The organism is Candidatus Peregrinibacteria bacterium (genome assembly GCA_016220175.1).
Lineage (GTDB): Bacteria > Patescibacteriota > Gracilibacteria > CAIRYL01 > CAIRYL01 > JACRHZ01.
In genome coordinates, this window is record JACRHZ010000021.1 from 18634 (window position 1) to 30059 (window position 11426).

At 39.8% G+C, this 11426-nt stretch carries 10 protein-coding genes; 5 read left to right on the forward strand and 5 right to left on the reverse strand.

Features of this window, described 5'->3' with window-relative positions:
* Window positions 1–11: 11 nt before the first annotated feature.
* The 5 genes from HZA38_02235 to nusA all read right to left on the reverse strand — a co-directional run bounded on the left by HZA38_02235 (window position 12) and on the right by nusA (window position 7051).
* A complete protein-coding gene (locus tag HZA38_02235; protein ID MBI5414310.1) occupies window positions 12–1013 on the reverse strand; it encodes a hypothetical protein in 1002 nt (333 codons plus the stop codon).
* 315 nt (window positions 1014–1328) lie between these two features.
* Window positions 1329–1862 carry a hypothetical protein gene (locus HZA38_02240; protein ID MBI5414311.1) on the reverse strand — a complete coding sequence of 178 codons (534 nt, stop codon included), beginning with the start codon at window positions 1860–1862 and terminating at the stop codon, window positions 1329–1331.
* A gap of 23 nt (window positions 1863–1885) precedes the next feature.
* The gene (locus HZA38_02245; GenBank protein ID MBI5414312.1) at window positions 1886–2986 is read right to left on the reverse strand and encodes a carbohydrate kinase family protein; all 1101 of its coding nucleotides are present in this window, start codon (window positions 2984–2986) and stop codon (window positions 1886–1888) included.
* A 144-nt stretch (window positions 2987–3130) separates the two neighbouring features.
* Window positions 3131–5827, reverse strand: coding sequence for a fibronectin type III domain-containing protein (locus HZA38_02250; protein ID MBI5414313.1), 2697 nt, complete (start codon window positions 5825–5827; stop codon window positions 3131–3133).
* Window positions 5828–5929: 102 nt separating this feature from the next.
* Window positions 5930–7051, reverse strand: coding sequence for a transcription termination/antitermination protein NusA (nusA, locus tag HZA38_02255; protein ID MBI5414314.1), 1122 nt, complete (start codon window positions 7049–7051; stop codon window positions 5930–5932).
* Window positions 7052–7304: 253 nt separating this feature from the next.
* Between nusA and HZA38_02260 the strand changes: the two genes are divergently transcribed.
* The 5 genes from HZA38_02260 to HZA38_02280 all read left to right on the forward strand — a co-directional run bounded on the left by HZA38_02260 (window position 7305) and on the right by HZA38_02280 (window position 11269).
* Window positions 7305–7886 (forward strand): riboflavin synthase, encoded by a 582-nt coding sequence (locus HZA38_02260; protein ID MBI5414315.1) that lies wholly within the window; start codon window positions 7305–7307, stop codon window positions 7884–7886.
* Between the two features lie 51 nt (window positions 7887–7937).
* Complete coding sequence (locus HZA38_02265; protein MBI5414316.1) at window positions 7938–9377, forward strand: hypothetical protein; 1440 nt, start codon at window positions 7938–7940, stop codon at window positions 9375–9377.
* Between the two features lie 88 nt (window positions 9378–9465).
* Window positions 9466–10344, forward strand: a complete 879-nt coding sequence (locus HZA38_02270; GenBank protein ID MBI5414317.1) for a prolipoprotein diacylglyceryl transferase — start codon at window positions 9466–9468, stop codon at window positions 10342–10344.
* A gap of 35 nt (window positions 10345–10379) precedes the next feature.
* Entirely contained in the window at window positions 10380–10880 is a 501-nt protein-coding gene (locus HZA38_02275; protein MBI5414318.1) for a zinc ribbon domain-containing protein, read from the forward strand.
* A 32-nt stretch (window positions 10881–10912) separates the two neighbouring features.
* Window positions 10913–11269, forward strand: a complete 357-nt coding sequence (locus HZA38_02280) for a hypothetical protein (GenBank protein MBI5414319.1) — start codon at window positions 10913–10915, stop codon at window positions 11267–11269.
* Window positions 11270–11426: the final 157 nt, after the last annotated feature.

An 11426-nucleotide genomic window follows, 5' to 3' on the forward strand; every position in this document is an offset into this window, starting at 1 on the left:
AAAAATAAAATTTATTGAGTTTGAGCACTGCTCAGCCCTTGAAAACACAAATTTTTATACCTCGCATCAACAATTTTTTCACAATAGGATGTGTTCTTTGAGTTTCTCGCCGCATAATAATTTGCCTCATCCTCACACTGTATTCTGAGTGTATTATCGGTATAATCTGCGCAATACGTATCATCCCCTTTCGTGACGGAAACGGTATACGCTTCCTGTTTTGCAATCGCCTTTACTGACCCGAGGCATTCTTCTTTTTTCTCATCATTTGTGAGATTCGAACAGAGAGAAGGATCTTTTTTGCTAAATGCCGCTCGTGTCCAAATACTGTCATGGCATTCATCTTTTCCCAAATCTGTAACAAGTCGCTCACAATCAGAGAGCGTGGCGGTGTCTTTGAGTTCTCTCATGGCAAAATGATCGGTGCATTCATTTTTCTTCTGAGTGTCTGTGATGAGATCACAGTCTCCAGCACTATCAGCCGAAGATATGATGGCGGTGTCTGTTTTTTTGAGACAATCGGTGCGGAGGGAATCACTCGAAATTTTTTGGCAGAGTTCGGGGTCTTTATTTTTGATGGCAACATTCATTTCTACACTGTTGTAACAATACGCTTTTGTCTTCGGATCGACGATCATTTCACAATTTTCTACTGAACTGGAATCGAGTGCTTTTTCAAGTCCGACCTGATTCAAACATCCTTCTTTCAGTACTGCGGATGTAATTTTTGCGCATCCGCCTTCATCATTTTTTAAAAGAGAGACTTGCACAATTTCAAGATCGTCTTTGGGAGTTTCTTTTTCCGACTCCTTCAAAGCATCTTCTATTTTTTGCGCATCATTCCTCTCATCATTTTTTTCCTGTATTTCTCCTTTCGGCTCTTCTTCTTTTTTTTCAACAGCAATTTTTGGCTCAGGAGTTTGGTTTGAAACGGCGAGATACAAAAGAACTCCTACAATTGCGAAAAGAAATAAACCAAAAATGTAGGTGAGGACTTTCTGAGAAGAAATCATGGACCAGGGTGATATTTTCTTCTTTCGCATTATATCAAAATAAAAATTTTCAAACAAAGAAAATTTTCACGCGAAAGTATATCTTTTTTTGCGCATTAAAACAAAAACTTTTATGAAGAGACGAATTTTAAATTTCGAATTTTGAAATTTCTAAAGAATTTTTAAATTTTAATTTTTAAAAAAAGGAGTCGCCTCTCCCGAGGCGACCCTCGTCGCCCGAGGACGGGCGACTCTTGGGTTAGAATTCAAAATTCTTCCCATACTTTCATCGTACCGGCATGAACAGTTCCATTGTCATTTTTACATTCATGACCTCTATGGAATCACGGCATCAATAGCAGCCCAATCAGATTCTTTTTCTGCGGGAACAAATGCGGCAATTTCATCTCCTACTTCTGCTCGACAAAATGTTACAGATGCGAGAAGTACGTTATATGCTTTTCCATCAGCAAGAACTTTATACCTTCCGTCTTCATACGTAAGTGCTCCTCTTATAGTTTTTCGTTCTACTGGACCAATGGATTTATAGATGAAACGTCCTTCGGGAGAAATGGTAAGTTTCATGAGATCTCCGACAACAAGCTTTGATTTCGAAGCATAGTTCGCGGGGATGGGAAATGTATTTCCTTCCGCATCTTGCATGTTCTGTCCATCAAACATCCCTTCAATTACACGACCAGACTCCGTAGTCGTTGCTTTTGGAAGTTTTGAGAGTTGATCACTCGAAATACTTTTGGAAGGAAGTGTTTCTCCACTCACATCTGCAAGAATTTTTCGTGCAGAACGAATAGACTTTTCAGCAGAATCAAGCATTTCACGGACAAGTGCAATTTCAGAAAGTTCCGACATAGAAGTTGAAAAAATTGGTTTTTTTATGAAGAAAATGATTTCTGTGCCTGATGAAGCTCGGTTTTTTCAGCCCGTGAAAAAAGTACTTCGGAACTCAGGAGTCCATCTTGAGCCCCAATGTGACTCACCACAGAACCAGCATTAATAGTCGCACATTTGAGCGAAAAAGACAAGTCTTTTTTCTGGAAAAGTGTGTAAAAAAGAGCACTCCCAAACGCATCTCCAGCGCCGAGCGTATCTTTTCTTTCGGCCGATTCGTCTATCCCACAAAAATAAATATATTTCCCATCAAAAAGTTGCGCTCCTTTTCTCCCATCAGTGATCACCACTTTTTGAACTCCATATTTTTTGAACTCCGTAAAAATTTCATCATAATTTGCTGCATAATGAGGGAAGTCTTGTTTTTTTTCAGGAATAAAATGCGCTCCTTTTTGAATGGAATGCTCTTCGTACTCACTCTTCAGTGCACTCTTCCCAGTAAAAAGTTCCGCTTCTTCCCTATTGAGGAGAAGAATATCTACAACTGGAAGAAAATCCTGAAACGACGAAACTCCTCCTCGCAATTGTTCTTTTCCTGGATTCCAGGCAAGAAATTTTTCCGGATACTTCAGGAAATGTCCTTTTATCTTTTGAAAAATACGATCTGAGGAGGTGCCATCCGAAGAGAGATGATTAAAAAATACTCCTTCGGATTCGGTGAGAAGAGTTTCGTCGAAATCATGAAAATCCGCACTGGCTCCGGGATGATGCAAAACAGTTCGTTCGCCTTCAAACGAACTAATGATAATGGAAAATCCTGTCTGTGATTCCGCATATGCCAAATATTTCCCTTCAATTCCTTCTTTCTCAAGATTTTCTAAAATCCGTTTTCCATAAAGGTCTCGTCCAATACACGATATTGGAGCGGCAGAAAGTCCCAAGCGAGTAAGTCCTACTGCGGTATTATGCCCACCTCCACCATATTTTTCATGTACTTCCTCTACAAGGCATTTTCCTCCATATGGGAGAACTAAAAATTCTTCGGCGCAATTCGTTTCACGACTGATTCGCACGACAGATGTTTCTTTTGGTTTTACAAAAAGATCAAATGTTGTGCTGCCAAGGGTGAAAATTTTAGGAGACACCTGTTATAAATTTTTAATTTTGAAATTTTAAATTTCTAAATAAATCTTAATGCTTAATTTCTAAAAAATATCAAAGTAAACGTACCAGTTTAAAAAATTAGAAATTAGAATTTATTTAGAAATTTAAAATTTCAAAATTAAAAATTAATACGCGCATCTTACCTTCCTCATGAGAACAAAAAAAGAGCTCAAGAGAAATGCCATCCCCACAAACACAAACACCCCACCCGGTCCTGAGCTTGTTTGAGATCGACCATTATAGCTATTTGCTGCGCCATGAAGTCCATTCTTACTTGGAATTACCCACGTCTCTTCATACGCCTCTCCTGTAGAAAACCCATTTTTTTGCGGAATAACCGTAAAATAATACACGACACCATTCATAAGATCTTTGATCTCCACTGAATTTTTTGTTTTGGAAACAACGGTTTCCTCTGTGTGTTTTCCTCCTGGACGTATTCCATATGCGACAATATATGAATCCGCTTCAGGAGATGGATCCCAAGAAATTTTTGCAAACGTATTTCCAGCTTCTGCAAGGACAGAGTTTTCCGAGAGAGAATTCCCAGGGATTTGGAGGAAAAATGGAGAACTCATCGCACTTTCTTTTCCTTTCGTATCAATAGCTCTTACCGCAAAAGCATAGGACATTCCTGCCCGTAAATCAGATATCAATGTTTGCGTTTTTGTTCCAGAAACACTTTCCGTGACCGCGAGGTTTACTGCGGAAGTTCCCATGTATATTGAATAGAGGACAATTCCTTCCGGGTGATCTTCTATTAGATCCCATGATATATTGACACTTTCCCCAGAGAGAACTGCTGTAACATTTTTTGGAGCGGAAAACTCCTTTGCGTCAAAAAGTGATCTTGCAGAAACAATTTCACTTTTTACACTTTGTTTTTTATTTGCATCTAGAGCACTTACTGCGAAAAAATACTGAGTTCCTTGCTCAAGATTTTGAAGAAGAACTTCATGCTGAGTTCCGGGAACAGTTTTCATCTCTTCCAAAGAAGATTCTGATTTTCCTCCAAATATAATGTACATCGTAATTTCTGTCTCACTTTTTGCGATGAGATCCCATTCGATTTTTACTCCTTCCTCCACCGCTGCTGCTTTGACATTTCGAGGGAATGCGGGAAGTTCATTTTTCTTTGCAATTACTTTAATTTTTGCTGCTGACACAAAACTGCTTTCATTTTCATATGGATCGATAAGTATGACATCGAGCGAATATTCTCCTGGAATTTTTGGCGCATCAAATGTCACTTCGTAATTTCCTGGCGTTCCTTCTTTTTCTGTGAAAGAAATTTCTTGATTATCAACTCGGAGATGGGTCTTCGGAATGGCTGCTTCTGAAAGGAGAGTAACCATTATTTTTGTTCCGGCTTCTACTTCTCCTTTTGGAGAAACGCGAAAATCATCAAGCGTGGGAGATCTCGTGTCCACAGAAAAAGATACTGTTTTCGAGAGAGATTTTTTCCCTGCTTTTTCCTGGAGATATATGGTGTGAGCTCCATCTTGAACATCACGAATTGTATCAAAAAACACTCCATCTGCATCCGTAGAAACGGAAGAAACTTCTTTGTCATCGAGAAAGACCAAGAGATCTGACCTGGCATTTCCTTTCCCCGTAAGAGAAATATCTCTCGTGGCATACGTGCTTCCTTCTTCAGGAGTTTTCACATCTACTTCTCCGCCGGGAGGAGTATTTGGTGATGGGACATTTCCTTCCGATTCCTTTACCATAATTTCAATTTCCCCTGAAATATTTCGGGAAACTTTTTCGGTATCAGGGTCATAATCAAAAACTTGAAGAGTTTGTTTTCCTGTTTGCGAGAATCGAAACGCGAGTGAAAATTGGAATACTCCCAAATCTTTTTCTTCAAATGTATGTTCGTGTGGAAAATTGGCACTTGGGTCACTTGTGCCGATTTGCACTGTTCCTGTGTAATTTTTCACTGTTTTTTTTTCGGCATCTATTGCTCTGACGGTGAAATAATTCTGATCACTGCCGACCACGGCAGAATTCGTATTCCCCTTCCCGTCTTCAAAAGTAAGCTCAAATCCGACAATAGGACCTGAAAGTTCGGAGGAATCATTTTCCCCAAATATGTTCGCCGTGAGTTTACTTCCTCCGCGGGGGAGATCACTCTTTTCCGCTTCTGCTTCGAAAAATATTACTTTTGCGCGAGCGTCAAGAGGAGTTCCTGTGGCACGATCAAGAACCGTTATGTACGAAATTCCAGGTTCTTCTGAAAAAAGGTGGAATATTTTTTTTCCGTTGCGGTCAGTGCCAATTCCAGAAAGATCTTCCGAAATGTGATCTTCCCTCCGAGAAGAAACAAGTGTGAGGAGATGGTCGGGAATGGGATTTGAGTATTTATCGCGAAGCGTTACTTCGATAAATGTTTCCTCTCTCCCATCAGCAGCAATTGCGCCCATACTTGGAGTAACAGTTGATTGACTTGCAGAAACTTCGCCCGGAAATACTTCAAATGTCGAAATGGACGGATGTTCTGAAGCGTAATCACGATAATAAACACTCACGGAATATGTTCCTGCCTCAGTAGTTTGGAGACTAAAAAGATCTGCAGCGGCAATACCGACTTCATTTGTCTTCGCCGGAATATTGACGATCCCTTTATTCGGCTTTTCTACTCGAAAAGTAACATCTTCTTCTGGAGTTCCTCGAGAAGACTTGAGAGAAACAGCATAGCCAGCAATTGTGTCTTGTCCCTGAGCACTCAGCGGTGCTGCAGCAGAAGCAAAGCTACTTCCGATATACAAACCGGTAAGTATGAAAAAAAATGCCGAAATTTTTTGTATTTGTTTTTTCACTTCAAAAATTGAATTCCATCCGTATATGATACCAGTTTTTCGGAAATTTCTCAATGGAGAAAACCTGGACAATTTTTCAAGAATATGACAACGCTCTATTTTTCAATTCTTCTCTTTTTCGTTGAGGAGTTCGTGAAGTTTTGTTTTGAATGGTTCATATTCTTCAGCATTATACATATCGAGCTCAAAATTTGTGAGTTCTGAGGCGAGTCGAATATTTTGCCCTTTTTTCCCGATAGCCATTGCTCTTTGGGTCTCGTCCACAAAAACTGCCGCTCGCTTTTTTATGTATTTCCCCGTTGCCTCATCCGTATACTCTTCCTGCGTTACCACGACGACGTTTGATATTTCTGCCGGCTGAAGTGCCCTTGCGATCAATTTTGTTGGATCTTCATCCCACTCGATGATATCCACTCTCTCTCCTCCGAGTTCATCCATTACCGGTTGAATTCTCGCACCTCTTTGCCCAATACATGCTCCGACGGGATCTATTTTTTCATCCTTGGATTTTACTGCTACTTTTGAACGGAATCCGGCATCTCGTGAAATTGCCATGACCTCAACGTCGTGGTGCTCAATTTCCGGAATTTCTTGTTCGAGAAGTTTTTCCACCAGTCTTGGATGAGTCCTCGACACTTGGAGCTGCGGTCCTTTCGTTGTTTGTGCTACCTGATCAAGATACACTCGAATCCGTTTTCCTGGAAAATATCTTTCATTCGGGGTTTGTTGTCTCGCGGGGAGAAGGACTGATGTCCGTTCAATTTCAAGAAATACTTGGCTTCCCTCAACACGATTGACCACAGCAGTCAAGAGTTCTCCTTCCCTGTCTTTGAATCGCGAAAAGAGCGCTTGCCGTTCAGCCTCATGAAGTTTTTGCAGAATGACTTGTTTTGCCGCTTGTGCTGCAATTCGACCATATCCAAGTGGAGTCGCATCTATTTTGATTTCATCTCCAATTTCGACGTCTTTTTTGAGTTTTTTCGCTTCATCCCATGAGATCTCAAAACTCTCGTTTTCAACTGTTTCTACAACCTCCTTAATGATTAAAATGGAAGCAAAATCGACATCGTCGCGGAGTACGACTTCTATTTCTTGTTCTTTGTCTCCATAGTCTTTTCGATATGCAGTTGCAATCGCGGCTTTTACAGCTTCCAAGACGACTTCTTGAGAAATATTTTTTTCGGCGCAAATTTGATTCAGCGCGGCAAGAAATTGTGGTTTCATAGGAAAAAAGATAAGTGAATTAAGGAAGCAATTGACGACTGAGAACACAAAAAAAGCACGTATTCTTTACATACTTTGTACTTTATAAAAACGTTCATCCGTATTTTCGTCAGTAATTTTCCCAGATTTTTCGCAAAAAGGCAAATTCTTTTTCGCGGCGCTCATTTACAAGCGGAGAAAAAAAGTAAATTTGATTTTTTCGCTTGGCAAACCTATTTTTTTACACAAAAATAGGGAGGATTTCATCCCCGCTATGTTTACGGGCATTATCGAAGCAATGGCAAAAGTATTGTCTTTCGAGGGAAATACTCTTCAGATCGAGAGACCTCGGAACTATGAGCGTCTCCACGTTGGGCAAAGTATTGCCGTAAACGGAGCTTGTCTTTCTCTTACAAAGTTTTCGCGAAAATTTTTAGAATTTACCGTAGTTCCTGAGACGTTATCACGCACAAATCTGGCTCATGCGACAATTCTGAATTTAGAAAGAGCTCTTCCAGTGAACGGAAGATTTAACGGACATGTAGTCCTTGGGCATGGAGATGATGTTCTCCCGATTATCAAGATTCAAGAGAGTTTTCCCGGGAGAATGTATTCATTTAAAATTCCGGAAAAACTCTCTCCATTTTTGGTAGAAAAGGGAAGCGTTGCTCTCAATGGAGTTTCTCTCACCATCGCCAAAATATCGAAAAAATCTTTCTCGGTCGCCATCATTCCGCAAACACTGGCGATGACAAATTTTGGATCTCTTCATATTTCTGATCTCGTGAATATCGAAGTGGACTCTATGGCAAAATACTGGCTAAAATGGCATTCTTCTCATTTAAGACATTGCTGAAACGATTTTTCTTTGGTATAATGATGAGAACACTTTATACCGTTATTTCTCATGAAATATTCGTACGTTGCTATTAACAATGAATATCAAAAAGTTACTGGGCTCATTACCGCAGAGAACCTTGATGAAGCAAAAATGGCACTGCATAAAATGGGGCTTTCTGTTCTCACGGTTTTAGAAGATTTGAGTCCGAATTTTGAAAGTATGGACGCGAATGTTCAAAGCTTCTGGTTCTCATGCCGAGATCAACAGGGAAAAGAAACCAGTGGAACAATTGAGGCCACGGACCGAAAAAATGCGTATCGAAGACTTATTGCTGAATATAATTTTGAAGTCTTTGCTCTCTGTGATGCCCTCACTCCAGAAAATGATCGTTTGCAAAAGGGGGCAATGGGACTCAAAGAACTTGAGGAATCTGTGCAAATGGAATTTGGGATTACTCCTGTTCACCATGGAGCAGCAACGACTGAAGCGGAAGATATTTTGAATCTTGCGAGTGAAAATTTTATAGAAGCAAAGAAAAGAATTCAGCAGGAAGTGGATATTGTACTCGAGAGGTCGCGAGAAATCTTGGAAAAGTATCGGGAGAAAATTTCCAACGAAGAATATGCCACTATTGAAGAGAGTATGGACACCCTCATGCACATGAAACTCTCGACAAACCTCGGGTATATTGAACAGCTTTCTGACGAACTTTTTGAGACCATTCATCGCATTATCACTCGGTACGAACAGGGGGACCTCCATGAAAGCGAAAATGTCCAGGAAGCATCGCCTGAAGAAGATTCTGCGGTCGATGCAATTGTTGGGAGCGTTCAGAAAAAATCCGTTCAAAACGCATCAGCGCTTGGAAAACTTAAACTCACTTCACAAAGACTTTCAAGACTTCTGAAGAAGGGAGAGGCTGTGATCCCTCAGCAAAAAGTAGTGAAGAGTAGGCTTCTCAAGAATCTAGACCGTAAAAAAAGCTTCCGCGGAAAAAGATTTCGAGATATTCTTTCGATTGTCGATCGTATGATTTCAACACGAAGTAGCGCGCGTCGTCGACAAAAACTTCATGAATTTTTTGAATATATTTCTCGATGGTATGAAAATTATCAAAAACTTCAGAGGAATCGAAAAGAAAAAAAAGAGAAGGCAAAAAAAATAGCTCTTGAAAACAAAAAAAATAGTATTGGAACAAAGGCTGAGGTGCATTCTCAATTTTTTCTCATTGAAGAAATTCATGATATTTTGGGATTTCTCTTCGGATTTTCTACCCTCTTCCTTCTGATTTCAATTTTTATGGTACAAAAAAGGATAGGGATTTCCCTCGCCGTTTTTTACTCATTTTTTTCAAATTCATTTCTCATCATCATTTTTCTCTTCGTCTTTCTGCTCAATGGAAATCTCATGATATGGCATGAATATTGCGAACAAAAAAGAAAAGTACTCGCATTCTCCTCCGTCATTTCCATCAGCGGATTTCTTCTTTTCCTGATGAATGTATAGTTCTATAAATGGCTTGAATTAGAGATGATTCCAAAATTGTTTTTTTCAGAAAACTCTGTCACAATAGTCCGTGATTTAAGTTGCCCTCATGGATCTGGCAAACTTTCGTGTAGACCCCTTCTTTTTTTCTACCGGCGGAGTGATTCTTGTGGCAGGACTCATCCTCTCGACGTGGATGCTCACTCGAACAGTCCATGAGAAAGAGCTTTCCCTCAAGTTCCTGAATGATCGACTCATTTTGCTTTCTTTTGTGAGTCTTGTTGTGGGGCGTCTTGGCGCTATGGAAACTTTTTGGTCATATTTTCAGTCGCACTCAGAAGATGTTTCGACATGGTCTCAGATGTTTTTATTTTTCAAAAAATTTATCTTCTTCTGGCACGGAGGAATCGATGAATTTTGGACTGGGGTAGGGTTTCTATCTTTGTTTTTGATTACTGTTTTTTGGAAAAAAGAAAACATGTGGAAATGGCTTGATGCTTTTACTCTTCCGACGATTTTTCTCCTCATTTTTTGGAATATTGGAGCGTTTTTCTCCGGATGGGATTATGGAACTCCCGTCTCTGACAGCTTTCCCTTTGGTATCACCTATAACATGTTTGAGGTGAGATATTCTGTCCCACTGCATCCCGTTCAAGTTTACGCTGCGCTGTATTTTTTTATCTTGCTGATCGTCGGAGTAAGGTTGTGGAAAAAACGTTTTTTCCCTCGTGATGGCACATTCTTTGGAGTCTTCCTGGGCCTTGTTTTCTTGGGAAACGGTATTCTTGAATTTTATCGTGGTGATCCTGCTACACTTATAGATATTGGATTTACCGAAGCGCGTCTTCCTCAAGTCATGAGTTTTAGCATAGTAGTTATGGCCGTATTTTTTCTCGTATTCCACACGCATCCTCTGATGATTCCACGCCGCCTCAAACGTCCTCCTGAAACAGCAGTGGAACCACTGTCTCACGGAGATACAGAGTAGTATTTTTATTTTTTTACGATATTTCCTCAATTCATATGGGTGATTCTGGTGTTCAATTTCTGAAATGGTTTGATACCGCAAACTTCTTTTTTCATTCAGATACATTCCAATTCGTTGGGGGTTTTCTTGTTTTTTATATTGCCATACTATGGCTTGCTCTCGTGATCTGGGTCACACGTGATGCAATGTACAGAAGTTCGAGTATTCTCTTTCAAATCGGAGCTATTCTCCTCAATATTTTTCTTCCTGTTTTTGGGTTGATTCTCTATCTCATTATTCGCCCTCACCGAACTCTCCTCGAAAAATATCATGAGGATTTAGAATATCGAATGCTCGAGGGTGGTGAGAGTTATTGTTTTTCGTGTGCGCAAACGCTGAGAGAAGGGTTTCAATTTTGTCTTAAGTGCGCTGAAGAAGTGAATCATGCATGTGAGCAATGTAAAAAACAATTTCCCAAAAAATGGGATATCTGCCCGTATTGTGGTGAAAAAAAGGGTAAAACTGATGCGTCTTTGAAAAAGAAAAAAGAAGATTAGTTTTTTTATTTTTTATTCTCTCTGCTCATTTTATGAATGATATTATAGAATTCCTTTTTGCAGACAAGAGCATTACTCCCGACCCTCTCTGGTTTGATGTTCTCGTAGCCGGCTTTGCCATTGGACTTATTGTAATCCCGTTTTTCGGGCGAAAACTCCTGAACAAAGAGAAGCAGAAAGCGTTGCATAAAACGCTCAAGAAATCTTCCGCGCTCCTTCGAACATTTGGGATCATTTTTCTTCTTCTCTTATGGTTTCGATTGGAAGAACTCCGATTTTTTTCCAAGAAATTCTGGTGGATGATCGCTGATATTTTCTTTCTCTGGTTTTTTGTGGTGAAATGTGTGTATTACCGAAGTTTGAAAAACAGGATCCGCCGGAACTCGTAAAATAATTTTGAATTGTAAATTTTGAATTTTGAATGGCTTTGTTGCACAAATCATAATATAGAGACTCAGGAAAGAGCAATTTTCTTTTTCTAAGGTTTTCATACTATTTTGTAACTTTTTGGCATTCCGAGAGCAGTCATACTATTCAAAGCAGAAC

Bases quoted from the DNA above. Each gene is read 5' to 3' on its own strand.
- HZA38_02235 (MBI5414310.1), bottom strand. From the start codon at position 1,013: ATGATTTCTTCTCAGAAAGTCCTCACCTACATTTTTGGTTTATTTCTT.
- HZA38_02240 (MBI5414311.1), bottom strand. From the start codon at position 1,862: ATGTCGGAACTTTCTGAAATTGCACTTGTCCGTGAAATGCTTGATTCT.
- nusA (MBI5414314.1), bottom strand. From the start codon at position 7,051: ATGAAACCACAATTTCTTGCCGCGCTGAATCAAATTTGCGCCGAAAAA.
- HZA38_02260 (MBI5414315.1), top strand. From the start codon at position 7,305: ATGTTTACGGGCATTATCGAAGCAATGGCAAAAGTATTGTCTTTCGAG.
- HZA38_02265 (MBI5414316.1), top strand. From the start codon at position 7,938: ATGAAATATTCGTACGTTGCTATTAACAATGAATATCAAAAAGTTACT.
- HZA38_02270 (MBI5414317.1), top strand. From the start codon at position 9,466: ATGGATCTGGCAAACTTTCGTGTAGACCCCTTCTTTTTTTCTACCGGC.
- HZA38_02275 (MBI5414318.1), top strand. From the start codon at position 10,380: ATGGGTGATTCTGGTGTTCAATTTCTGAAATGGTTTGATACCGCAAAC.
- HZA38_02280 (MBI5414319.1), top strand. From the start codon at position 10,913: ATGAATGATATTATAGAATTCCTTTTTGCAGACAAGAGCATTACTCCC.